This is a genomic window from Enterocloster sp., assembly GCF_057861365.1.
Genome location: NZ_DBMACH010000003.1, coordinates 162,323 through 188,203, shown reverse-complemented (window position 1 = coordinate 188,203; position 25,881 = coordinate 162,323). Strand labels below are relative to the sequence as shown.

Genomic DNA, 25,881 nt, shown 5'->3' with positions numbered 1-25,881 from the left:
CGGTGTCGTAAAAACAGGATTATAGATTGAGTTCAGGACATTTTCTGAGGGTTCAGGACAGAGGATCCTGCCATGACAGGGTAAGGCTCTGGATAAAGATATCCCCCTGAAGGCAGGAATTCAGGGTGGCATTGTGATAAGGGCTTAAAAGTTCACGGACAGTGGAAAGCCCTTTTCCGCGTCCCTCTCCTTTGGTGCTGATTCCGGCATGGATGCCCTGCTGGATTGTACGCGGGGTAACGGAATTTCGGATTGTATAGGAGCAGCCGCAGGTATTTCCTGTAATGCGGACTTCGATGATGCCATCGGGAACCAGAAGAACCTCTTCAATTGCATTATCAATCAGGATTCCCAGAATACGGGTTAGATCGATCAGATCCATACCGGTCTGCCAGGTTTCAGGGAGAACCTGAATGTGCAGGGAAATGAAACATTTTTGCTGCAAAGCCTGAGAAGTTTTTAAAACGAAGAAGGCCTGCAGAGGTTCGGAGGGCAGCTGGCAGATGGATGACAGCAGTTCGCTTTGGCGGATGGTATCCTGGGAGCAGGGAAAGATTTTTCCCCAGAAAAAATCTTTCATCTCCTGGTTTTCGCTTTCATTTACAAAATTTCCCATAGTGAAGAAAATATTTTTTATGTCATGGCGGATATTTTGCATGGCACAGAGTGTTCCGTTCAGGTTCTGATAGTAGGAGGAAAGACTTTCCTTTTCCATCTGATTAAAGGAAGCATAATCTTTATAAAAGGCGATCCGGAACAAAAGGCGGACGAATAAAAACTGCAGAAACAAGGTGCACAGAGCCGGAAATAAAAGAAAAACCAGCGGGTTCTGGGAGGACAGGATGGAAAAAGGTAAAAAGATCATCGTACAGAACACAAGGATTAAGGCGGAAAAGAGAAAATAGTAGGGTTCGATAGCGGGATATTTCTTTCCAAGCTGTATTAACTGTTCGATCGGTTTAAAAAAACGCGGACGGAAAAAAAGGATCGCTCCAAGAAGCAGGAGAGAATACAGCCCGGTAGTGCCGATGAGACCCAGCGCATAGCTTCCGACTGCTTTTTGAAGATAAGGGACGGCAAAATAGTTTACCAGAAAGAATCCGTAGGCAGAAACGGACAGGATTACAAAGGAGAGATAGCAGGAAAACTGGTTTCCGCGCAGGCTGTGGAGGCTTAATTTTACGGCAGTGTAATATACGCAGAAAATCAGCCAGAACAGCCAGAGGTGTCACAGCAGTACGGAGGCAGAGTTAAACAGTCTTTGAGAGAAAAAGAAGGCTGAAAAAAGAAAGGGGATTTCAATGAAAGACGTGGGGTTTTCATCATTTTTTGGGGGAGCGGCAAGCGTCAAACAGCGGGTAAATTCATGAATCATCTTTGGACGGTCCAGGGATTTTTCGATAAAGCCATAAGAAGGAAAAGGCCTTGTTCTGAATAACCCTGTTTTTTAAATTTGATAAAGAAATAATGCACTTGCATATTCTATGAGATTGGGGTAAAATAGACCAAAATTAAGACAGGGAGGAAATGAGTTATGGAAATTAGCGGACATACGCAAATGCTGTGCCTGATAGGAAGCCCTGTCGGGCATTCGGGATCGCCGGCTATGTATAATTATAGTTTTCAAAAATTGGGGCTGGATTATGTGTATTTGGCTTTTGATATAAAAGAAGAGGATACATCAAAGGCTATTAATGCGCTTCGGTTATTAAACGTAAAGGGCTTTAATATTACTATGCCGGGAAAGACGGCAGCGCTTTCCTGCTGCGATGAGCTTTCAAAAGCAGCACAGCTTATCGGAGCGGTAAATACGGTAGTAAATGAAAATGGCAAACTAATTGGCCATAACACGGACGGTTTGGGCTGGGTCAGAAACTGCCGGGAGCATGGCTTTGAAATAAGGGGAAAGAAAATGACGATTGCCGGTTCCGGTGGAGCGGCTACTGCCATTGAGATTACATCTGCTTTAGAAGGGATGAGTGAGATTTCTATATTTGCACGAAAGGACACTTTTTTTGCAAATGCAGAGGCTACGGTAGAAAAGATCCGCAGGCATGTTTCAGGATGCCGGGTGAATCTGTATGATTTGGAAGACAGGGATTTATTTTATCATGAAATAGAAGACAGTCATATTTTCACCAATGCCACCCGGGTGGGAATGAAGCCTATGGATCAGGAGAGCCTGATTGAAAATCCTGAAGTTTTTCGCAGTGATCTGACTGTGTCAGATGTAGTTTATAATCCGAGAGAAACCAGACTCCTGTCAGATGCTGCGGCGGCAGGGTGTAAAGTGATTCCGGGAATTGGGATGCTTTTATGGCAGGGGGCAGAGGCATTTAAACTTTATACAGGTAAGGAAATGCCGGTTAAGGAAATAATGGAAAAATATTTTGCGGTATAATGAACCGCCCATAAAATAATAAAAGACAGTTGTGCAGAAGAGAAACTGCAGCAGCTGTTTTTTTGTAGAAATTCACCAAAGTAAAGCTACTGATAACAGAAAGAAGGAACAGGGAACATGAAGCGTAATGTAGGGTATCTGTATTTGTTGATTACCTTTTTTTGCTGGGGAAGTATTTATGTTGTGAGCAAGTATGCTTTGGAGGTTATGGGGCCGGTAACAGTTTCTTTTTGCCGGTATGGAATAGCTCTGATCTGTCTGTATGGTATTTTAAAGTTAAAAGGATGTCATAAAAAAGTTCAGAAAGAGCACTGGCCGTATTTGATGATTCTGGGAGGCTTGGGATATTTTGCAGCAATTATACTGCAGCTTGCCGGAACCGCCAGATTGTCAGGATCGCTTTCTTCCCTGATGAATTCTTTGAATCCCGTTGCGATTTCTGTTATGGCGGCGATATTTTTAAAGGAAAGGATCACATGGAAAAATGCGATCGGCATTGTTATATCTCTTGCAGGCGTATATGTTATTTTAGGAACGGGAGAGCTGCAGGCTGACCTCATGGGAATCCTGTTTTCCGCAGGCTCTGTAATTCTCTGGTCAGCTGCTTCTGTATCCATTCGCAGAATCTCCGAATATTATGATCCGGTTCAGACCGCTCTTTACGGTATGGCCATTGCCCTGATTCTAAACGTACCGGCAGCAGTATTTGAGAATACGTTCATTTTCAGAAGCCATCCTACAGAAAAAGCATTGCTGGCCTGCCTGTTTGTTGCGGTAGTTGGAACTGCGGTAGCACACACCTTTTGGAATAAGAGCCTTCAGCAGCTGAGTGCAAGTACCTGTTCTATGTTTTACCCTTTACAGCCGTTGGTATCAGCAGTACTTGGGGTAGTGCTTCTTCATGAGATTATTACATGGCAGTTTGTAGCAGGCGCTGTACTGATCTGTTCTGGAATTGTGATTAATTTCCTGCCTTTTATGCCAAATAAAGAGAAAATAGCGCGTTAAAGCGATAAAATCATTGCGCTTTTTAGGTTCTGCTGATATAATTGCATTCAAAAATAATTCGTGTGACGAAGAAGACAGAGGAGAGTGCAATGGACAGAATTGAAGAAATATGTGATAAAATTGGACAGTGTGATGACAATATCATTGAGCAGCTGGTTGCCAGAATGAGATGTATTCAGGATATTATTGAATATAAGAAGGAAAAGGGAATCCCGATCCTGCAGCCGGAGCAGGAAAAAAAGCAGGAGGATAACCTGAAGCGTAAGCTGGGAGATAATCCCTTTGAGGAGGAGATGCTGGATATCTTCAAATACATTGTGAAGAACAGCCGAAGGATTCAGGCTAAAGCTCTGTTTAATTATAATATTTTCCTTATTGGCTTTATGGGTGCAGGGAAAAGCACTGTGGCTAGAGAATTAAAAAAACAGCTGGAAATGAATTACGTTGAAATGGATCAGCTGATCGTGGAGCAGAGAGGAATGGCCATCACAGATATTTTTGAGGAATATGGTGAAACATATTTTCGTAATCTGGAAAGCAATGTGCTGATTGAACTCCAAAAGCGTAAACAGACGATCGTTTCCTGTGGAGGAGGTATTGTAGTCCGGGAAGATAATAAGGATCATATGAAGAAAAATGGGCGGGTTGTGTTTTTAACTGCAACGCCCAATACTGTTTATGAGCGGGTGAAAAACAGTACAGAACGTCCGATCCTGAATAATAATATGAATGTAGAGTTTATTTCACAGCTTTTAGAAAAACGCAGAGCTTTGTATGAAGAGGCAGCGGATATCACAGTAGCAACAGATGGAAAATCTGTTTCCGAAATATGTGATGAAATAGTTTCAGAGCTGATTGCTTATGACCTGAGATTAAATAAAAAAGAATCATGATAAAAGAGAGTTTCTGTTTCGCAATAGAATTATCGGACAGAAACTTTTTTATTACAAAACTATTAAAAGTGGGGGTTAATCCCATATTTCGACAGAAAATGTAAAAGGGTAAATCGTGAAGTACAGAAGGAAAAAAACGGAAAAAAGCCGCAAAACAGGTGGCATAAAGGGTTGAAATTGTATTGTTAATAAAATAACAAAGTTAAATATTAACAATAATGTAATAAAAACGTAAAAATAAAATCTATATTTCGTTCAAAAAACAGGATGATACCAAGAAAAAGTATACAATAAGCACAATATAATCGGAAATTATTTCCTGATGCAAAAAAAATGTAACAAAGTTGTAAAACCTCTGTTGACGGGTAGAACCAAATCCCATATAATACCCGTACATCCCAGCAAAACAGGTCAAAAGTGGGGAATAAACCTTATTTTGGATCTGATGAAAAGCAACTTGTTGACACATGGGATCAGACAGATCCCAGGAAAGAAAAGAGGAGTATGTATGCTTACATTGCATTCATTCCTTCAGTCGGTCGTTCTCTTTGTAAAGGCGCTTGCAGTTAAGGTCAAAAAAGAACAGTACCGCACTTCTTCTGTTGTGATGGCAGGGGCTGTAGTCATTGCCATTGTAACCTTCGGTGCAAACGGATTTGGCGGAAGCGGTAGAAATGCCATGGCTGCGCCCAGGATTCAGGAAAGCGCAGAGGAGCCGGAAGAACCGGAAGAGGAAGTGGTATCTGGAGGAAGCAGCTTTGTTACGGAAGCAAAAATACAATTTGGACTTTTAAATACAGACAGTGAAGGCCAGCATCTGGCAGGCGCGCTGCTGGAACAGGATGTCCGGGAGAAACAGAGAAGAGAGGCAGCAGCCCAGACAGAGATTGAGGCGCTGCAGAAGCAGATTTTAAAAGAGAAGGAAGAAGAGGAAGCCAGAAGAAAGGCTGAGGAGGAGCGGCGGGCCGCCAGACGGATCCGGATTTCAGACGAGGATTACCAGATCCTGCTGCGTATTGTACAGGCCGAAGCAGGCATCTGTGATGATAAGGGGAAGATTCTGGTGGCAGATGTGATCATTAACCGTGTCCTTTCCAAGCGGTTCCCCAATACGGTAAAAGGGGTTGTATACCAGAGAAACCAGTTCCAGCCCGTATCAAATGGCAGGATCAACACCGTAAAGGTGACGCCGGATACCATCCGCTGCGTAGACCGCGCCCTGGATGGAGAGGATTACTCAAACGGGGCTATTTACTTTATGAACCGCAGGGCTTCGGGAAAACAGGCTTCCTGGTTTGATTCCAGTCTTACCTATCTCTTTGCACATGACGGTCATGAATTTTTCAGATAACCGCCCATAGAAAAGACTCAAAAAGGGTTGAGTTTCCGCATCCTTTGGCGTATACTGTGAAGTGACGGGAAACTGTCCAATACAGAAGGCAAAGGAGACTGGAATCATGATTTTTGATGAAAAGAAAAATTTGAATTTTTACCGCAATCTGGGAATTGAGGGAAGATACGCAAAGGCCGTTGATTTTCTTATGAACACGGATCTGGCAGCATTAGAGGCTGGAAAGCATGAGATCGACGGAACCAATGTATATGCCAATGTGACCTCCTACACTACGATTCCGTGGGAAGAGGCAAAGTATGAGTCTCACGAGCATTACACCGATATCCAGTATGTGATCGAGGGGAGTGAGGTTATGACCTATGCTCCGACACATGAGATGGAGGTAAAGACTCCTTACAATCCGGATAAAGATGTAACGTTTTATGAGAACACGGTTCCCGGCCTTCAGGCAGTTGTAAAGGCAGGTCAGTACATGATCTTCCATCCATGGGATGCACACAAGCCAAAGGCAGCAGACGGTGAACCTGCCCCTATTAAGAAGGTAATTGTAAAAATTAAAGAAGACTAGTGTACTGTCTCATTCACTAGAATAAGGTACCGGCCGTTTGGACATTGTCCAGGGGGCCGGTATTTGTCATATCTGTACCATTTTCTGTAAAAATTAGAATTTTGTTAAAATGGAATTGTTGACTTTTTAACAATAAAGTGAGATAATAGACTTGAATTTGGTTTTATAAACCAGACATTCACATTTACATCATTTCACATCATATCACAGGAAAGAAAAGAGGTTAATGTAGTATGGCAGAGATCAATTTAAGCAAGTATGGCATTACCGGAACAACTGAGATCGTACACAATCCTTCTTATGAGCTGTTATTTGAAGAAGAGACCAGACCCGAGCTGGAAGGTTACGAGAAAGGACAGGTCAGTGAATTAGGCGCAGTTAACGTTATGACTGGTATCTACACCGGCCGTTCTCCAAAAGACAAATTCATCGTGGTAGATGAGAACTCCAAAGATACTGTATGGTGGACTTCTGATGAGTACAAGAATGACAATCATCCTGCATCTGAGGAAGCATGGAAGGCCTGCAAGGAGATTGCGTTAAAGGAGCTGTCCAATAAGAAGCTTTACGTTGTAGATGCATTCTGCGGCGCAAACAAGGATACCCGCATGGCAATCCGCTTCATCGTAGAAGTAGCTTGGCAGGCACACTTTGTTACTAATATGTTTATTCAGCCAACTGCTGAGGAATTAGAGAACTTTGAGCCTGATTTCGTTGTTTACAATGCTTCCAAGGCAAAGGTAGAGAACTATAAGGAGCTGGGCTTAAATTCTGAGACAGCTGCTATGTTCAACATTACCAGCCGTGAGCAGGTTATCATCAACACCTGGTACGGCGGTGAGATGAAGAAGGGTATGTTCTCCATGATGAACTACTACCTGCCTCTGAAAGGCATCGCTTCCATGCACTGCTCCGCAAATACAGATATGAACGGCGAGAACACCGCTATCTTCTTCGGCCTGTCCGGTACCGGAAAGACCACTCTGTCTACCGATCCTAAGCGTCTTTTGATCGGTGATGACGAGCATGGCTGGGATGACAACGGCGTGTTTAACTTTGAGGGTGGCTGCTATGCTAAGGTTATCAACCTGGACAAAGAGTCTGAGCCGGACATTTATAATGCCATTCGCCGTGATGCTCTGCTTGAAAACGTTACTCTGGATGCAGAGGGCAAGATCGATTTCGCAGATGACAGCGTAACCGAGAATACCCGTGTATCTTATCCGATCAACCATATTGAGAATATTGTACGTCCCGTTTCCTCTGCTCCGGCAGCGAAGAATGTAATTTTCCTGTCCGCAGATGCATTCGGCGTACTGCCTCCAGTATCTGTTCTTACTCCTGAGCAGACACAGTATTACTTCCTGTCCGGCTTTACAGCAAAACTTGCAGGTACAGAGCGCGGCATCACCGAGCCGACTCCTACCTTCTCTGCATGCTTTGGCCAGGCATTCTTAGAGCTGCATCCTACCAAGTATGCAGAAGAGCTGGTTAAGAGAATGGAAAAGAGCGGCGCAAAGGCTTATCTTGTAAATACCGGATGGAATGGTACCGGAAAGCGTATCTCTATTAAGGATACCCGCGGCATCATTGACGCTATCCTAAACGGTGATATCAAGAATGCTCCTACCAAGACCATCCCATACTTCAACTTTGAAGTACCTACTGAGCTTCCCGGCGTAGATCCCAAAATCCTGGATCCAAGAGATACCTATGCAGATGCAGCAGAGTGGGATGCAAAGGCACAGGACCTGGCTGGCAGATTCATTAAGAACTTCGCAAAATACGAAGGCAATGAGGCTGGCAAGGCTCTGGTTGCAGCTGGCCCTCAGAAGTAAAACAAAACAGATCGACGAAAGTCTGAAAAGGCGCGGCATTTTGCTGCGTCTTTTTTTAATCCTCTTTTCTTTGTTCAATCTCCAGCCAGGTTCAAAAACATTGTTCTTAAAAAAAGACAATGTTAAAAATAAAGTTCGTCTATATTTAAAATATAGATATTTTAGAAGATAATATTAAGATAAAATACAAATAAAACTGATTATAAAGTTAATTTTTTGCAAAATGATTGGAATTATATCAACATCTTTGTATACAATATGCGAAAGACTGAAAAAATATCAACTTATATTGTGCCAAACGGACAAATGTCTTTTAACAAGATACAAACCATGTGATATAATACGAACAATTCGCGAAAGGAAAAACAGGGCGGGTTAAAAACGGGGTATATAAAAAGATACCCGACTTAAAAAGGAGGAGAAGGAATGAAAAAACGTTTTCTCAGTTTGACACTGGCAGCTGCAATGGTAATGTCTTTAGCAGGATGCCGCAGCGCAGAACCGGCAGCGACAACAGCTGCACCGGCATCAGAGGCAACGACGGCTGCACCGGCTGATGGGGAAAAGAAAGAGGGAACCTCAGAAGCAGAAACAGCATCGGCAGAAGATTTTAAGATTGGTATTATTACCGGTACGGCCTCCCAGGGTGATGAGGAGATCACTCAGGCAAATAAGATGAAAGAAAAATACGGTGACATGGTTGTTACCTCTACCTATCCTGATAACTTCACCACAGAGACAGAAACCCTGATCTCTAATGCAGTGGCTATGGCTTCTGATCCGGCTGTTAAGGCAATCGTATGGTGCCAGGCAGTTCCCGGTACTGCAGCAGCCATTGACAAGGTTCGTGAGACCCGTCCGGATATGATCTTCATCGCAGGTACTCCCGGCGAGGATCCGGGCGTTATCAATCCAAAGGCCGATATCGTCCTTCAGGTCGACGAGCCAGGCTGCGGTGTTGTGATTCCGCCTCAGGCAAAGGCTCAGGGAGCAAAGACGCTGATCCACTACTCTTTCCCGCGTCATATGAGCTATGCTTTGATTGTTGCACGTCATGAGAACATGAAGAAATACTGTGCAGAAAACGGAATCGAGCTGGTTGACGTAACCGCTCCCGATCCTACCGGCGATTCCGGTATTACAGGCGCACAGCAGTTTATTCTGGAGGATGTTCCCCGCCAGATTGAAAAGTATGGCAAGGACACCGTATTCTTCACCACAAACTGCGTTATGCAGGAGCCTTTGATCCGTTCCGTATTTGAAAACGGCGCGATCTACTCCTTACAGTGCTGCCCGTCTCCGTTCCACGCATTCCCGGCAGCTTTAAACATTGATATGTCCGGTCACGAAGCAGACGTTACATATATGATGGAACAGCTTCAGGCAAAGGTAGACGAGTATGGAATGAACGGCCGCGTTTCCACATGGGGCGTTCCCTGCAATATGCTGTTTGTAAATGCAGGCGTTGAGTATGCAAAAAAGGTACTGGAAGGCGAGACCAACGGTGAGGTTCTTGATGAGGAAGTTCTGAAGGCTACCATTCAGGAATGTGCAAAAGAGTATACACCGGATGCAAATATGACCATTGAGCATTATGTAGATGACAGCGGAAACGAAAAGGATAACCACTTCCTGGTAATGTCAGATTTCGTTACATTTAAATAGACTTGACCGCAATGGGGCTGATATAAGAAGCAGGGGGTTCGCCGGCTGGCGTCTTTGGGGCAGAAGCTGGCGGACTCCTTTTTTCATTTTTCCCTGATGGAGGGCGGTAGAAAAAGAAGTCAAAAAGAAAGAGGTTGGTATTTTGGAAAATGCAAAAGAAACCTATGTCCTGAAAATGGATCATATTGTGAAAGAATATTTCGGGAACTGTGTCCTGAAGAGAGTTGACCTTGCGGTACGTCCCGGTGAGATTCATGCGCTGATGGGAGAAAACGGCGCAGGAAAATCCACCCTGATGAATATCCTGTTTGGTATGCCGGTCATTCACAACACAGGCGGTTTTGAAGGAACCGTTGAGATTGACGGAAAGGAAGTGCAGATCAACAGCCCGGTAAAGGCCATGGAGCTGGGAATCGGTATGGTACATCAGGAGTTTATGCTGATTCCGGGATTTTCCGTTACGGAAAATATTAAGGTGGGCCGGGAAATCAGTCATGCAAACCTGGCCAGCCGCGTATTTGGAGAATCGATGGAAACCCTGGATTTTGATTCCATGGATCGGGATGCAAGAAAGGCCCTTAAAACCATTGGGCTTGAGATCGAAGAGTATGTAAAAGTAGCAGGACTTCCCGTAGGATATATGCAGTTTATTGAGATCGCCAGAGAGCTTGATAAAACGGGACTTAAGATACTGGTATTTGACGAACCAACTGCAGTGCTGACCGAATCAGAGGCTAAACGCTTGCTGGAGGCCATGAAAGTGATCGCCGCCAGCGGAATTGCCATTATTTTTATCACCCACCGATTGGATGAGGTCATGGCAGTGGCGGATAGTATGACGGTTCTCAGGGATGGAGAATTTGTAGCCAGACGTGAGATCAGGGATACAAATGTGGTTGAGATCGCAGAACTGATGATCGGACGCAAAGTGGAGAAGCTGTTAGATGATGATATACCGGATGAACGGGTGATCCGGGACGATGAAATTGCTGTCAGCTTAAGAAATTACAGAGTAGATATGCCGGGCGAGCAGGTCAATGGGATTGATATGGATATCCGAAAAGGAGAAATCTTTGGGATTGGAGGCCTGGCAGGCCAGGGTAAACTTGGCATCCCTAACGGCATCATGGGGCTTTATAAGGCCAGCGGTGAAGTGAGGATTAATGGCGAGGCCTTAAATCTGGATAAACTGGGAGATGCCCTGGATCATAAGGTAGCCTTTGTATCAGAGGACCGCCGCGGTGTGGGCCTTCTCTTGAACGAAAGCATTGAGCAGAATATCGTCTTTTCTGCCATGCAGACCAACGGCAGATTTTTAAAAAAGATCGGTTGGTTTCATTTATATGATGCTGCCGCTGCCAAAGTTCATGCCACTCATATGGTAGAAACGCTTGATATCCGCTGTACTGGTATCGGGCAGGCGGCAGGCCGTCTTTCCGGCGGCAATCAGCAGAAAGTATGTCTGGCACAAGCACTGACTCTGGAACCGGATATCCTGTTTGTATCGGAGCCTACCAGAGGAATTGACATTGGCGCCAAGAAGCTGGTGCTTGAGTATCTGGCAAAACTGAACCGCGAGACGGGCATGACGGTGATCATCGTTTCTTCTGAGCTGGTAGAACTGCGGTCGATTTCAGACCGGATTGCGATCATTTCCGATGGAAAGCTGTCGGGTATTTTAAAACCGGACGATTCGGATGCCGACTTCGGTCTGGCTATGTCCGGAACACGGAAAGGAGGAATGGAAAATGACTGATTCTGTTAAGAAGATGATCCGTAAATTCGGCCTTCCGCGTATTATTATCGTTCTCTTTTTTCTGTTTCTGGTGGTATGTGCAGGGGCATTCCAGATGAATCTGCCCCAGTTTTTCAGTGATGTGCTCCGCCGCTGGGGAATGTACGGTGTTTTAGCTCTTGCAATGGTGCCGGCGATCCAGTGCGGGATCGGACCGAACTTTGGTATCACCATGGGTATTGTAGGAGGGCTTTTGGGAGGTCTGGTTGTGATCCAGCTGGATATTGCACAAAATCCCGCTCTGGTAGCAATCCATCCTCTCTTTGCAGCCTGGGTGGCTATTCTGGCTGCCATTGTGATCGGCGTGATTCTGGCAGTGGGCATCGGATACCTCTACGGCCAGCTCTTAAACCGGGTAAAGGGCTCTGAAATGACCGTTACTACCTATGTAGGATTTTCCGTGATCGCTTTCATGAATATGGTCTGGATGCTTCTTCCCTTCGACAATGGTGAGCTGATCTGGCCCAATGCCGGAAAGGGACTGAGAAATACAATTTCCCTTGCTTCCTCCTACAGCGGTGTTATGAATGACACCCTTGCTTTTTCCATTGGAGACTTTTTTGTTCCTACCGGACTTCTTCTGTTTTTCTTCCTCATGTGCTTTCTGGTGTGGCTCTTTATGCGTTCTAAGACTGGAATTGCCATGAGTGCGGCAGGTACGAATCCCATGTTTGCCAAGGCCGCAGGCATCAATGTAAACCGGATGCGTCTGGTGGGTACCATTCTTTCGACCGTCCTGGCTGCAGTAGGTATCCTGGTATATGCACAGGCCTTCGGCTTCATCCAGCTGTACAATGGTCCTATGATGATGGGCTTTACCTCTGTAGCAGCCGTACTGATCGGAGGCGCTACTCCAAGGCGGGCCTCCATTGCCCACGTGCTGATCGGTACGTTCCTGTTTCAGGGCATCATGGCTCTGGGCCTTCCGGTTGTAAACCAGTTCATTCCGGAGAGCAACTTATCAGAGGTAATGCGTCTGATCATCTCTAATGGTATTATTCTGTATGCACTGGCACAGGCAAAGGGAGGTGACAGCCGTGAATAAAAAAATATCTGATTTCTTATTTAAAAATAAGGTAGTGATCCTGTTCCTTCTTCTTTGTGTAGGAGCTACGGCTGCATCGAAACAGCCTCTGACCTTTGTGATCCCGGAGCTGTTTACCAGAATCGCCAGAAATGCGTTTATCGTGCTGGCACTGATCATTCCGGTTATTACGGGTCTGGGTCTGAATTTTGGTATTGTAGTAGGCGCCATGGCGGCACAGATTGCCTTATTCCTTACCACTTACTGGGGTTTTACGGGAGTTGGCGGCTTTTTCATTACCGTTGCCCTGGCGACCCCTATTGTGCTGGTGTTCGGCTTCCTGGTAGGAAAACTCTTCAACCTGGTAAAGGGAAATGAGATGATCGCGGGCCTGATCCTGGGATATTTTGCAGATGGTATTTACCAGCTGATCTTCCTGTTCGTATTCGGCGGCGTGATTGCTATGAATAATCCTACGCTGATGATTGCCACAGGAGTAGGCGTAAAGAATACCATTGACCTAAAGGATACGGTAAAATATGCTCTGGATACCATTCCCATGCTGACGGTTCTGGAAATTGGCTTCTATCTGGTAATTGCAGGACTTCTCTTTACCACCATTCACAAGCGGATCAAAAAACAGGCAGTGAACTGGAAGGATACAGCGCTTAAGGCGGCGGCAGCAGTTTTTGTCTATGCCCTGACTTTTATCGGACCGGTGGAGCAGTTCTTATCTTCTGACCGTCTGCTGCTTTTGTCGGCGGTAGAGCTGGGCTGTCTGAGCGTTGTGCTGTGGCAGCTGTTTCAGATCGTGAGACATAAAATGACGAAACATACGGGAGCCAGAAGTTTTGGCAAAAGAGACACCTTTGATATACGCAGAGCCCTTGTCTTTATCGTTCTGGCTGGTGCAGTATATGGACTTACCTATATTCCCGCACTGTTTAACGTGCTGATTGCCGTACAGCTTCCTGTGATGACCTATATCTGTATTGGAACTCTCTGCGTATTCAACAATCTGCTGATGCGGACCCGTCTGGGACAGAATATGAGGGCAGTAGGCCAGAACCGTGCGGTAGCAAACTCTGCAGGTATTGATGTGGATAAGACCCGTATTATCGCCATGCTGTTTTCTACCGTGCTTGCCAGCTGGGGACAGCTTATTTATCTGCAGAATATCGGCACCATGTCTACCTATGGTGCGCATACCCAGGTGGGGCAGTTTGCTATTGCAGCGCTTCTGGTAGGCGGCGCTTCCGTGCAGAAGGCGACAAATAAAAATGCTCTTTTAGGCATCGTTCTGTTCCATACCCTGTTTATCGTATCTCCGTTAGCAGGAAAGGAACTGTTCGGAGATCCTGTGATCGGTGAGTATTTCCGCGTATTCGTTTCCTATGGCGTAATCGCCATGGCACTGGCTATGCATGCATGGAAAAAGCCCGGCACAGACAAGTCAAAAGATGGGCCAAGTGAGTTTGAAAGCTAGATGAAGCCGGCTTCGTTAGGAAAAGTTTAGAAATGAAAAACACCTTTTAATAGACGTCAAAGAGTAAGGCATAGTGGCCTGAACAACAGGAAAGAGGGTGCTGCTCAATCATTCGATTGTGGATGATTTTGCAGCACCCTCTTTTCTGGTTTAAGTGAATACATTTCAGCTGTCGCTGCATCTGGTTCACTCCGTCTGGATACGGCATTTTGTTGTATTAAGGGTATATACAAACTGGGATTTTTAAGAACAAACCAGTCTTGCCCTAATAACTAATTTTACATTCCTTAGATTTTAACATTCCGTTTTCTTTAAGTTTTTTATCAAGCCAGTAAATTGGAATTGGCAATATTTTTTCAATAAGCACATTGTTATTTGTAATATCTACTTCCTTTGTTATTCTATTATAGACAAAATTACATCTAACATTAGCATCTGGGCACAAATCCCTTCTCACTCATATCTGGTAACACAGCACGACCGGCATTTGTCATTCGTCCGAATCGTTCCATTCTGCGGCAGCGTTCTTTGTTCAATTCAGACCATAAACTTCCCTTTCTTCGAGGCGCTAATCTTTGTGCTGCAACTCCGTTATCCATTTTCTTTGTTGTGCTGTCAATCCAACCAAAGCACATTGCTTCTTCAACTGCGTCTATATACCAAAATGTTTCATCATCAACAGGACGCCCACGCTTTGCAACTACCCAACATTCAGGCTCTTTATTATGGTTTTCCAAAAGCCATTGCCGTAACTCATCACGATTTTTTATATTCAATAAATTTCTAAATTCCATTCGCGTTATTCAGATAGCCCTTCTGCTTCTACCGCACCTCCATATGCCATAGATTTCCCAGCAGGGATTCTTCAGGGAAGCAGTTCTTTTTGCCTTAAAATGCCGTTATAGCCGCCTTCTGTACACGTTCCTGCGGGCACAAAGCCCTGGGAGGTGTAGTAACGGGCAAGAGAAGGGTTGTCCGCTGCCGAGTCCAGACGGAGATATTTCTTTCCCTTCTTTAAGGCGTATTCCTCTGCGAACCGGAGAAAGGTACTTCCGGCGCCGGGAGCTTCCACACGGGTTACAAAATTGTGGAGATAAAGGGCGGGTTCGCTGTCATTCCAGCGGTCATCCTGCTCTTTTAATACAGCAGCGCTGATGAGCTCTTTAGTGTCCTTTGATACAAGGACAAACACCTCGCCGTTTAAGCGTTTTTCTTCATAATAAGACAGAGGATAGATCGTATCATACTTTGCAGCATTCCACTGCTGTATCCCTTTTTCGTCTATCCACTCCATCCGCTTAAGGATCATTGAAAACATCTGGGGAACCCCTGATTTTGTGATTTCTCTGAATTGATATCTGCTTTGCATGGGGAGACCTCCTGAATCTGATGCTGTTTGAATGAATTGTACCACAAACTGTCAAGAATCGTAAGAAAATTGTTATTGTATTTCAGACTGGTTCATGGTATTGTTAAATCAGGATAACTGTATTAAGAGAATTAGTACAGTTAAAACAGAGAAAGGAGAGATTCCAATGATCGTACTGGATTACAGGGATCGGAGGCCTCTGTATGAACAGGTCACAGAACGGTTGGAGGAGCTGATGTTTCAGGAAATCCTGACGGAAAATACAAAGCTTCCCTCAGTCCGCAGCCTTGCGACGGAGCTTTCCATCAATCCCAATACCATCCAGAGAGCGTATGCAGAACTGGAGCAAAGAGGCTATATTTATTCTGTTAAGGGAAAGGGCAGCTTCGTGGCGGAAGGGAGCCGGTTAAGGAGCGGGAGAAAAAAAGCCTGGGAAGCGAGCTTTGACCGTGCGGTGAAGGATGGTATACAGATCGGTATTTCTCCGGGAGAAATGACAGAGCGACTGGAACGGATGCTTAATCTTGAGAAAAATAAGGAAGAAGGGGGAGACGACCATGATTCAGGCAGTGAAGCTGACGAAACGGTTTGAGGATATTACGGCAGTTGATCATATAGACGCTGCCATCAGGGAAGGAAGCGTGTTTGGACTGATCGGTACCAATGGTGCGGGAAAATCTACTTTTTTACGTCTTGCAAGCGGCATTTTAAAGCCGGATGAGGGACACATTACCATTGACGGCCAGGAGGTATTTGAAAATCCGGCAGCTAAAAGAATGGTTTTTTATATATCCGATGAGGCATATTTTTTCAGCAATGCATCGCCCCTTGACATGATGGCTTATTATTCCCGTGTGTACGAGCGTTTTGACAAGGAGAGGTTTCGCCGCCTGTTAAAAAGTTTTGGACTGGATGAAAAGCGCAGGATCCACACTTTTTCCAAGGGAATGAAAAAACAGGTGTCCGTGATCTGCGGGATTTGTGCTAATACAAAGTATCTGTTCTGCGACGAGACCTTTGACGGACTGGATCCGGTCATGCGCCAGGCAGTAAAGAGCCTGTTTGCCGCCGATATGGAAGACCGGAATCTGACGCCTATCATCGCATCCCACAATCTCAGGGAGCTGGAAGATATCTGCGACCATGTAGGCCTGCTTCATAAGGGAGGAATCCTCCTTTCAAAGGATCTGGATGATATGAAGCTGAATATTCACAAGATCCAGTGTGTACTGCAGCCCGGAATGGAGCCGGAGGATCTGGTAAGTCTTGAAGTTCTGTCCACAGAGCGCAGAGGAAGGCTTCTTACGCTGACCGTCCGGGGAACGCGGGAAGAGATCGAGGCAAAGCTTGGAGCTTGTGATCCTGTATTTTTTGAATGTATTCCTCTGACTCTGGAGGAAATTTTTATCAGTGAAACGGAGGTGGCAGGATATGACGTCAAAAAACTTGTTTTCTGAAAAAAAGGTCTGTGGCAGAATATGGGGACTGATGAAAGAGGATATCAAACGGCGTATCTGGGTGCTGGCGCTGATGTTTCTGGCTTTTTTCTTTGCCCTTCCGGTAAAGCTGGCATTAGTTATGGAAAATGCCCGGCGAATGGAGTTTCGCGCCTATAATGACTATGAGCCGATTGAAAAGCTGCTTCCGGAGCATTTCACTGCCAAGCAGTATGAGATGATGACTGCATTTTTCAAGAGGGAAGTTGTACTGGATGAAATTTCCTATGGAAATGGGCTGATGGTCTTTTTATTCCTGATGGCTGCGGTGGTTGTAGGAGTGACGGCGTTCTCCTATCTTCACAATAAGAAAAAGGTCGATTTTTACCATAGTATCCCTGTGAGGAGAGAAGTGCTGTTTGCAGTTCAGTACGGGGACGGGATACTGATCCCGGCAGCAGCATATCTGTTTGGCTGCCTCCTGTTTACGGCAGTAGCCGCCGCTTATGGAGTGCCTGTTTCTGAATTTTTCGGCTCCATGTCAGCTGCCTTTGGAATGAACCTTCTGTATTACAGCCTTGTCTATGGAACCGTTACAGTTGCCATGATGATGACGGGAAATATAGTGATCGGTCTTTTGGGTACGGCCGTTTTTTTCGGTTTTGTTCCTCTGGCAGCCGGACTTTTGGGCGCATTTGCAGATCAGTTTTTTGTCACATCGGCAGGTGAGTTCTGGTATGCGGACAGTTCTCCTTACTTGTGGGCGATGCAAAATCTGTCCCCTGTGGGAGCATACATCTGGTCTGCTGCTTCTGTTTCGGACGCGGATGGAATCAAAATGGCTGAGGTATTAAAGGCAGCAGCCTGTATGATGGCAGTTACCGCCCTGTCTTTAGAGCTTTACCGTCTTAGACCCTCAGAGGCAGCCGGAAAAGCCATGGCATTTTCAAAAAGCAAGGCTCCGGTTCGTATCCTTCTGGTACTTCTTGGAGGAATGGCGGGAGGATGGTTTTTCTGGACGCTGCAAAGCCAGGTGAAATGGGGGCTGTTTGGAACGGCAGCAGGGATTCTCCTTGTGCACTGCATGGTTGAGATCATCTATCATTTTGATTTTAAAAAGCTTTTTTCACACAAAATGCAGCTGGCGCTGTGCCTGGGAGCGGGAATGCTGTTTTTTTGCAGCTTCCGTTATGACTGGTATGGCTATGATTCCTATGTGCCGTCTCAGGAGGAAATTGCTTCTGCCAGCGTGGATTTATCCATTGATTATTCGTTTGCCGCCAATATGCCAAGAGTGATGCGGCAGGGAGATACCCGGAGACTGATATATGAAAGTGCGGGAGATTTTATAAAAGAGAAGATGGAGCTTACCGATTTTGAGTCTGTTATTGCTCTGGCAGAGGCTGCTTCCAGAGAAGCGGCAGGATACAGGGAAGAAAAGCTGAACCGCTGGGAAGCGCAGATCAGCTTAAACGAAGTTTCCATGTCTGTGAACCATTATAGCAGTAAGGATGCCTCAGCCATATCTGTCATTGGAGGAGCAGATGGCCCGACCTCTGTTTTTGTGGCCGGCAAAGAGGAAGAGGAAGCGTATGACCGGTATTTCAGCCAGATCCTTATCCGCTATCGTTTAAAGAACGGCCGGCAGGTCAGCCGCAGGTATCACATGGATTTAGAAGATGTGCTGGAAACTTATGAAAACATTTATAATAATGAAACGTATAAAAAGGGCCTTTATCCGATCCTTTCTCAGCAGCCGGAGGAGATGGGATACGTTTCCTACCAGGGAAATGGAAATCATTCTCTGTTTAATACAATGGAAGAAGATGCCATAAAGGAGCTTCTTGGAGCCTATCAGACCGATCTTAAGGGGCAGAAACTTAAGGACCGGATGAGAGAAGATCCGGTGGGAGCGCTTCAGTTTGCAGAAAAGGAGCTGTGCCTGTATATTCAGGAACGGTGGGGAAAAAACGACGGTTATATTTCTGAATATCAGAGAGATCTGATCAAAATGCTTCTTGGCCCGGAAACATTGAAAGATTCTTATAATGAAATGCCTTCTGCGGATGAGATGGAACGGTATATGGAAAACCATCTGGATCAGCTTTGCAGATGGCCGGTTTATCCCTCTTTTACAAATACTATACAGGTTTTGGAGAAAATGGGGATTGAGCCGGGAGCTTATTTTGCGGCTGAACATGTAAGCCAGATTTCCGTGGATGTATCCTCAATTGTGAACGGGGAAGAATACGGTGATGGACTTCCGGAAGGAGAAGCCTTAAAGCAGATCCAGACGGAAAATCCCTTCTATCAGAAAGATGGAACGCTTGTTTTTACAGAACAGGAGCAGATCGAGCTTCTTATGGGAGCATTGCGTGACAGGGAGCTTGCTGATATGAATGGTATGCGTGAGCCAGAACAGCCTGCAAGGTACGATCTCTATGTTACATTGACCTTAGATGAAAGCAGAGTTTCGGCAGAGTTTTGGCCGGATGATGTCACGCCTGAAATAGAAGCTCTTTTTAAAGGGCTTCGGTAGCCGGAACTATTGTTTCATTCAAAGCCATATCAAACCTGCGCCTGTCTGAGGCCGGGTCTCGATATGGCTTTTTGATGGTATTGACAATCTTTCCCATCAAGGATACAATCAAATGAGCAGCAGCTTCTGCGTTTTCCTGTACAGAGAAAGGGAGCGGCCAGAGGACAGAACGCTGCACGTTACCGGGAAAGAGAGGACATGAGTATGATATCAGAAAAGATGAAGCCGCTTGTAAATAATAACTCCGCAATCCGGGCTATGTTTGAGGAGGGAAAACGGCTGGCAGCCATATATGGAGCAGAAAATGTATATGATTTCAGCCTGGGAAATCCCAATGTGCCCGCGCCTGAGGCGGTCAATGAGGCGATCTGCAGGATTGTGAATGAGGAACCATCTGTTATGGTTCACGGCTATATGAGCAATGCAGGCTTTGAAGATGTAAGGGAGGCCATCGCACAGTCCTTAAACCGGCGTTTTGGAACAAAGTTCCATCAGGGAAATATCCTGATGACTGTAGGCGCTGCCAGCGGCCTGAATGTGATTTTAAAGACGATTTTAAATCCTCAGGATCAGGTTGTGACCTTTGCGCCCTATTTTGTAGAATATGGCAATTATGTGAGAAATTATGATGGTATACTGGAGGTAGTTCCGGCGGACACAGAAACATTCCAGCCGGATCTGGAAGAATTTTCCAGGCGGATTACAGACCGTACGAAGGCTGTCATTATCAATACGCCCAACAACCCAACAGGAGTAATCTATTCAGAAGCTGTACTGACGCGTTTGGGGGAAATCCTGACAGAAAAGGAAAAGAAATTTGGCACACAGATCGTATTGATTTCTGACGAGCCTTACAGAGAGCTGGCATATGACGGGGCAGAGGTTCCCTATGTGACGAAATTTTACCATAATACGGTCATCTGCTATTCTTACAGCAAATCCCTTTCCCTGCCTGGAGAGCGTATCGGATATCTGGTGATCCCGGATGAGCTTACAGACAGCAAAGAGGTATTCAATGCGGCTGTAATCGCAAACCGTGTCATGGGAGCGGTCAATGCTCCGTCCCTGATGCAGCGCGTTGTTATGCGTTGTGTGGATGAGACGGCAGATATAGAGGCCTATGACAGGAACCGGAATCTTCTGTACCGGGGACTGAGGGAAGCCGGCTTTGAATGTGTAAAGCCCCAGGGTGCTTTTTATATGTTTGTAAAATCTCCGGAGCCGGATGAGAAGAAATTCTGTGAGGCCTGCAAAAAGGAACATATTCTGGTGGTTCCGGGAAGCTCCTTCGCCTGTCCGGGTTATGTAAGGATTTCCTACTGCGTATCCTTTGACCAGATCCGGCGTTCTCTTCCTGCCTTTAAGCGTGTGGCAGAAGGATATGGGTTAAAGGGGCTGGAAGATTAGAGCTGTTTGGATAAAATGGGCCGTACAGGAAAGGACAGGTGAGACCGTATGGAGGAATATAAAAACAGTCGGGAAAAAACAGAACCCCAGTGGCGGTATATTCTGCGTCTGATCTTAAATATAATGATTCCAGCCTCTGGATGGTTCTTTCTGTGTTTTCTGGGGCCGAAGCTTCTGGGGTTTTTCATGCCTTTTGTCGTGGGATGGATCATTGCCATGATCGCCAATCCGCTGGTGCGCTTTTTAGAGCGCAGGCTGAAGCTGGTGCGCAGGCACAGCTCTATTGTGATCGTGGCAGGAGCTCTGGCTCTGGTGATAGGGCTTTTATATCTTGCTGTATCCCGAATGCTTCATTTTATCTGGTCCTTTATCCAGGATCTTCCGGTCTTATATGCAGGGATTGAAGGAGATGTACAGAGCAGCCTGGGACGGCTGGAAGGTATCTTTGATTTCATGCCTGAAACCATGCGGGATGCATGGATGACCCTGGGAGACAATCTGGGAGCCTATATTGGAAAGCTGGCGGAGTCCATTGCCTCGCCTACTATGGAAGCGGCAGGAACTGTAGCAAAAGGGATCCCGGCTGCGCTGGTGTATTTTGTGGTCATCATTCTTTCGGCTTATTTTTTTATTGCAGACCGTGACCGGATCTTGTCTGTTATAAGAAGCCATATGCCGGAGTGGACCGGCCGGTATTCCAATCATCTGAAAAAAGAGTCCAGACGGCTGATCGGTGGGTATTTTATGGCGCAGTTTAAAATTATGGCTGTCGTATGGCTGATCCTGACAGCCGGCTTTTTCATTCTGGGCGTAAGCTACGGGCCTTTATGGGCGCTTTTGATCGCCCTGCTTGATTTTCTTCCAGTATTTGGCACGGGAACTGCCCTGATCCCCTGGGGAATCATCAAAGTCCTGGGCGGAGAGTATGCCTTTGCGGCAGGGCTGATTCTGATCTATGTGCTGACACAGGTGATCCGCCAGCTGGTGCAGCCTAAGCTGGTAGGGGATACTATGGGATTAAATCCCCTTTTGACCCTGTTTTTGCTTTATCTTGGCTTTAAGATAAGGGGGCTTGCCGGAATGATCCTGGCAGTGCCGATCGGCCTCTTTATAGCCAGCCTTTACCGGTTTGGGGCGTTTAAGGGCATGACAGACAGCGCAAGGGAACTGGCAGAGGAAATTTCCCGATTCAGGGGAAAATAACCTATATCAAGGAGAAAAATCGTGAAACTGGAAAATAATCTGGATACAGATCGCATAAGAGAGCTGGTATGGAAGCTTGCATTTCCTTCCATGCTGGCTCAATTTGTCAGTGTTTTATACAGTATCGTAGACCGTATGTACATAGGAAACATACCGGAAATCGGAGGGCAGGCTCTGGCAGCCGTAGGCGTCTGCGGCCCAGTGGTGACCCTGATCACTTCCTTTGCCAGCTGGGTTGGTATTGGAGGAGCGCCGATCATGAGCATCCGTCTGGGGCAGAAGAATGAAAAGGCGGCCCAAAAGGTGGTAGCTAACTGCTTTGTGCTCCTTGCAGTCATGGCAGCCGTCTTAATGACGGTTATGTATCTGTTTAAAAATCAGCTTCTGACCGTATTTGGCGCCGGTCCGGCTATTTTTCCTTATGCGGATGAATATCTGACCTGGTATCTGTCAGGAACTGCTTTTGCCCTTCTTTCCACTGGCATGAATCAGTTTATTATCTGTCAGGGTTTTGCAAAGGTAGGAATGATGACCGTGCTTTTAGGGGCTGTCAGCAATATTATATTAGATCCCGTTTTTATCTTTGTGCTGGATCTGGGAGTAAAGGGAGCTGCGATCGCTACCGTTCTTTCCCAGCTTGCTTCCTGTGTTTATGTCCTGTTTTTTCTTTTGGGAAAGCGGCCTCTGGTGCGGATTACCTTTGGAGGATATCAAAAGGAGCTTATGGCCCGTGTATTGGTACTGGGCCTGTCCCCCTTTTTGATCACGGCTTCAGACAGCGGCCTGATCATTATTATGAATATGCTGATCCGCCATTATGGAAGCTACGAAATGGGCGATGTGCTTTTGACCTGCAATACCATCGTGCAGAGTTTTATGCTGATGATCACTATGCCGCTGGGAGGAATTACCGGAGGCACGCAGACTATTTTGGGGTATAATTATGGAGCAGGCCGTCCGGATCGGATCCGAAAAGCCCAGAAGCACATCATTGGTCTTGGAATGGTATTTACAGCGGTTATGTTTGTCATTGCAATGACACTGTCGGCACAATTTGCTGAGATTTTTACAAATGACCGCTTTTTTATAGAAACCAGTGTGCGCGCCATCCGCATCAGCGTCCTTGCCATTGTTCCTCTTGCTATTCAGTATGAGGTAGTAGACGGATTTACAGGAATGGGTGCAGCGGCTCTGGCAATCAGTCAGTCGATGTTCAGAAAAGCCGTATATCTGGCTGCAATGCTGATCCTTCCGGCGCTTGCGGGAATAGAAAACGTATTTTATGCAGAGCCGGCGGCCGATGTTATTGCCAGTGCGGTGGCAGTTGGGGTTTATTTTGTATTCAGCGGACGTGTTTTGGGAGACGGGAAGCGTTTTTAGGAGGAAGGAGCAGTCAGAAAGGTTTAAGTGAATGAGTGAAGAAAAAAAGAAAAGGCCGGTGAGCCGCAGCAGAGAAGCCTTCAAAGCCCGCAGAAAGGAACGGGCCAGGGCCAAAAAGACAAAAAAGGGGTCTGTAAAGGCAGTGGGAGCAGGGATGGCAGCAGCGGTTGTTATCAGTATCGGCGGATATATTTATCAGGCAGGAGCGTATACGGATACCTATTTCCCTAATACAACGGTCAACGGTATGGAGGTGGGGGGAAAGACGGTCGGGGAGGTAAAGGAGATGATCGCCTCGGAAGCGGCCTCATATCGTCTGTTCCTGTCTATGCGCCAGGGTGAAACGGCACAGATTTTTGGAAATGAGATCGGTCTTTTGGCAGAATTTGATGGAAGTCTGGAAGAAATCCTACGTCAGCAGGATCCGTATTCATGGCCGCTTTATCTGTTAAGGGGGCCTGAGTATGACATAAAGGCTCTTATAAGTTATGATGAAACGCAGCTGGCAGCAGCCGTTTCCAAACTTTCCCAGTCAGATCCCGAAGCGGCAGAAGCGCCTGCAGACGCAGTGATCTCAGAATATGAGGAAGGAAAGGGGTATTCCATCCTGCCAGAGTCAGAAGGAGCACGTTTAAACCAGGAGCGGACTCTTAAGGCGGCAGAAGAAGCCATCTGCGGTCTTCTGCCTGAGCTGGATCTGGATCAGGCGGGCTGCTATGAAGCTCCGGCGGTGCGCTCGGACGATCCGGTTTTAAGGAAACGCCTGGAACAGATGAATCGTTTTGCCTTCATGTCTGTGACCTATACCTTTGGAAGCCGCAGAGAGATCCTGGACGGAAAAACGATCAGCCAGTGGATTTCCTATGATGAAAATGATCAGCCAGTGATCGATGAGGAACAGCTGGCTGCCTATGTAAAGGCGCTTGGTTCGGAATATAATACCGCCTATACCAAACGGAAATTTAAGACCAGCTACGGTCCAGAGGTAGAAGTGGCCGGAGTGTATGGATGGAGGATTGATGGAGCAGGAGAGAAGGCGCGGCTAAAGGAGGAGATTCTGGCCGGAGAGCCGGTGGAGAGGGAGCCTGTGTATCTGCAGACAGCTGCCAGCCGGGAGGGAAATGACTATGGAACTACCTATGCGGAAGTAAACCTTACGGCCCAGCATCTGTTTTTTTATAAGGATGGGAAAAAAATCCTGGAATCTGATTTCGTATCAGGAAACCAGTCTAAGGGGTATACAACTCCTCCAGGCTTGTTCAGTCTTACATATAAGCAGAGAGATGCCGTGCTAAAGGGCGAGGGATATGCCAGCCCTGTAAAATTCTGGATGCCGTTTAACGGAGGTATCGGCTTTCACGATGCCAGCTGGCGTAATACCTTTGGCGGTACGATTTATAAGAAAAACGGTTCTCATGGCTGTGTGAATATGCCTTATGAAGCTGCAAAGACGCTGTATGAAAATGTATATAAGGGAATGCCTGTAATCTGTTATAATCTGGAAGGAACGGAACGCAGCACGGCAGGCAGTGCATCAGGGAGAGCGGAGCCTCCTGCATCTGCAAGTCCGACTGCTGTTCCTGAAACAGTTCCCCAGACCGTCCCACAAACGCCCCCCGAGACAGAGCCTCCTGTTCAGACTGCTCCTTTGCAGCCCGCAGAAACAGTGCCCGAGACGCCGCAGGAAACGCAGCCGCCAAAGCCGTCTGAGGAAATATACGGATCGGGCAGTACGCAAAGCACTCAAAATCCGGAAACTGGCGCTGCCGGACCGGGAGTGACAGAATCGACAGGAAAACCTTCTTCAAATGAAGCGGATCCCGGTGCAGATACGCCCAAAACTACCTCGCCCAATGACGTTATCATACAGCCGGTAGGCAGATGAAACCATTCGCTCCCGAATCCGGCCATGTATGGGAAAAAGTGCAGAGAAAAGGGAAAAATCCTGATAAATCAAAGGGAAACGCGGCATATTGTGGCGGTATGTACATTGACAAAAGCAGGAAATCATTCTATAATTTTCTTATTGCATCTGAGGATTTACATAAGAACGTTTGCGCCGGATACAACCCGGTTGTATGGCCCAAGGGCCGGATACACACTACAGGGAGGTAGGATAGTATGGCAACAAGAAAAAGTACAAGAGCCGTATCTGCACAGGCAAAGAAGGCAGTAAAAGAGGCTGCTGAGGAAGTAAAGGCCGTAGCTAAGAAGGCTCCGGTAAAGAAGCCGGCAGCCAGAAAAGCAGCAGAGCCAAGCGCAGCTGTACACTTCCAGTATAATGGCAGAGATATTGCCGCAAAGGAAGTTTTGGCAGCCGCCATGGAGGACTTTAAGAAAAACCATCCGGATGAGGAGATCAAAGAGTTTGAACTCTACATCGTAGCGGAGGAGAATGCTGCATATTATGTTGTAAACGGCATTCCTTCGGATGATTACAAGATTGTGCTGTAAAACAGACAGACACGGATTTTTAAGACCGGACCCCAAAATGGAGCCCGGTTTTTTTAATAAA

Annotated in this window: 21 protein-coding genes; 18 read left to right on the top strand and 3 right to left on the bottom strand. The window is 46.3% G+C overall.

Features of this window, described 5'->3' with window-relative positions:
• Positions 1–52: 52 nt before the first annotated feature.
• Positions 53–865 (bottom strand): GHKL domain-containing protein, encoded by an 813-nt coding sequence (locus ACZM6M_RS04900; RefSeq protein ID WP_418496256.1) that lies wholly within the window; start codon positions 863–865, stop codon positions 53–55.
• Between the two features lie 669 nt (positions 866–1,534).
• Between ACZM6M_RS04900 and aroE the strand changes: the two genes are divergently transcribed.
• From aroE to ACZM6M_RS04850, 10 genes are all read left to right on the top strand, one after another.
• On the top strand, positions 1,535–2,401 hold the full coding sequence (gene aroE, locus ACZM6M_RS04895) for a shikimate dehydrogenase (protein ID WP_066547453.1): 867 nt from the start codon (positions 1,535–1,537) through the stop codon (positions 2,399–2,401).
• A gap of 117 nt (positions 2,402–2,518) precedes the next feature.
• Entirely contained in the window at positions 2,519–3,409 is an 891-nt protein-coding gene (locus tag ACZM6M_RS04890; RefSeq protein ID WP_489489820.1) for a DMT family transporter, read from the top strand.
• A gap of 89 nt (positions 3,410–3,498) precedes the next feature.
• Positions 3,499–4,302 (top strand): shikimate kinase, encoded by an 804-nt coding sequence (locus ACZM6M_RS04885; RefSeq protein ID WP_489489818.1) that lies wholly within the window; start codon positions 3,499–3,501, stop codon positions 4,300–4,302.
• Positions 4,303–4,810: 508 nt separating this feature from the next.
• Complete coding sequence (locus ACZM6M_RS04880; protein ID WP_066547456.1) at positions 4,811–5,653, top strand: cell wall hydrolase; 843 nt, start codon at positions 4,811–4,813, stop codon at positions 5,651–5,653.
• Positions 5,654–5,759: 106 nt separating this feature from the next.
• Positions 5,760–6,224, top strand: a complete 465-nt coding sequence (locus ACZM6M_RS04875; RefSeq protein WP_066547458.1) for a NanQ anomerase/TabA/YiaL family protein — start codon at positions 5,760–5,762, stop codon at positions 6,222–6,224.
• A gap of 233 nt (positions 6,225–6,457) precedes the next feature.
• Positions 6,458–8,062 carry a phosphoenolpyruvate carboxykinase (ATP) gene (pckA, locus tag ACZM6M_RS04870; RefSeq protein WP_066547460.1) on the top strand — a complete coding sequence of 535 codons (1,605 nt, stop codon included), beginning with the start codon at positions 6,458–6,460 and terminating at the stop codon, positions 8,060–8,062.
• Positions 8,063–8,488: 426 nt separating this feature from the next.
• Positions 8,489–9,727: a DUF3798 domain-containing protein gene (locus tag ACZM6M_RS04865; RefSeq protein WP_418496253.1), complete on the top strand. Its 1,239-nt coding sequence runs from the start codon at positions 8,489–8,491 to the stop codon at positions 9,725–9,727.
• 175 nt (positions 9,728–9,902) lie between these two features.
• Positions 9,903–11,483, top strand: coding sequence for a sugar ABC transporter ATP-binding protein (locus ACZM6M_RS04860; RefSeq protein ID WP_418496296.1), 1,581 nt, complete (start codon positions 9,903–9,905; stop codon positions 11,481–11,483).
• Positions 11,476–12,567, top strand: coding sequence for an ABC transporter permease subunit (locus ACZM6M_RS04855; RefSeq protein WP_066547468.1), 1,092 nt, complete (start codon positions 11,476–11,478; stop codon positions 12,565–12,567). Before ACZM6M_RS04860 ends, ACZM6M_RS04855 begins: the two co-directional genes overlap by 8 nt.
• Complete coding sequence (locus tag ACZM6M_RS04850) at positions 12,560–14,032, top strand: ABC transporter permease subunit (protein WP_418496251.1); 1,473 nt, start codon at positions 12,560–12,562, stop codon at positions 14,030–14,032. Before ACZM6M_RS04855 ends, ACZM6M_RS04850 begins: the two co-directional genes overlap by 8 nt.
• Positions 14,033–14,460: 428 nt before the next feature.
• Here ACZM6M_RS04850 and ACZM6M_RS04845 read toward each other — a convergent pair whose 3' ends face one another.
• Together ACZM6M_RS04845 and ACZM6M_RS04840 are read right to left on the bottom strand one after the other, a co-directional pair.
• Complete coding sequence (locus ACZM6M_RS04845) at positions 14,461–14,826, bottom strand: YdeI/OmpD-associated family protein (protein WP_337932696.1); 366 nt, start codon at positions 14,824–14,826, stop codon at positions 14,461–14,463.
• Positions 14,827–14,897: 71 nt separating this feature from the next.
• On the bottom strand, positions 14,898–15,401 hold the full coding sequence (locus tag ACZM6M_RS04840; RefSeq protein WP_418496249.1) for a GNAT family N-acetyltransferase: 504 nt from the start codon (positions 15,399–15,401) through the stop codon (positions 14,898–14,900).
• Between the two features lie 166 nt (positions 15,402–15,567).
• Here ACZM6M_RS04840 and ACZM6M_RS04835 point away from each other — a divergent pair, with 166 nt between their 5' ends.
• From ACZM6M_RS04835 to ACZM6M_RS04800, 8 genes are all read left to right on the top strand, one after another.
• Positions 15,568–15,993 carry a GntR family transcriptional regulator gene (locus ACZM6M_RS04835; protein WP_066547472.1) on the top strand — a complete coding sequence of 142 codons (426 nt, stop codon included), beginning with the start codon at positions 15,568–15,570 and terminating at the stop codon, positions 15,991–15,993.
• Positions 15,959–16,858, top strand: coding sequence for an ABC transporter ATP-binding protein (locus ACZM6M_RS04830; RefSeq protein WP_066547475.1), 900 nt, complete (start codon positions 15,959–15,961; stop codon positions 16,856–16,858). The genes ACZM6M_RS04835 and ACZM6M_RS04830 overlap by 35 nt, the downstream gene beginning before the upstream one ends.
• Complete coding sequence (locus tag ACZM6M_RS04825) at positions 16,833–19,376, top strand: DUF6449 domain-containing protein (protein ID WP_337932692.1); 2,544 nt, start codon at positions 16,833–16,835, stop codon at positions 19,374–19,376. Before ACZM6M_RS04830 ends, ACZM6M_RS04825 begins: the two co-directional genes overlap by 26 nt.
• Positions 19,377–19,580: 204 nt before the next feature.
• Positions 19,581–20,783 (top strand): pyridoxal phosphate-dependent aminotransferase, encoded by a 1,203-nt coding sequence (locus tag ACZM6M_RS04820; RefSeq protein ID WP_066550693.1) that lies wholly within the window; start codon positions 19,581–19,583, stop codon positions 20,781–20,783.
• A gap of 48 nt (positions 20,784–20,831) precedes the next feature.
• A complete protein-coding gene (ytvI, locus tag ACZM6M_RS04815) occupies positions 20,832–21,986 on the top strand; it encodes a sporulation integral membrane protein YtvI (RefSeq protein WP_066547479.1) in 1,155 nt (384 codons plus the stop codon).
• 21 nt (positions 21,987–22,007) lie between these two features.
• Entirely contained in the window at positions 22,008–23,366 is a 1,359-nt protein-coding gene (locus tag ACZM6M_RS04810) for an MATE family efflux transporter (RefSeq protein ID WP_337932690.1), read from the top strand.
• Between the two features lie 31 nt (positions 23,367–23,397).
• A complete protein-coding gene (locus ACZM6M_RS04805; protein ID WP_418494063.1) occupies positions 23,398–25,251 on the top strand; it encodes a L,D-transpeptidase family protein in 1,854 nt (617 codons plus the stop codon).
• 236 nt (positions 25,252–25,487) lie between these two features.
• Positions 25,488–25,820, top strand: coding sequence for a DUF6465 family protein (locus ACZM6M_RS04800; protein WP_337433854.1), 333 nt, complete (start codon positions 25,488–25,490; stop codon positions 25,818–25,820).
• Positions 25,821–25,881 lie beyond the last annotated feature (61 nt).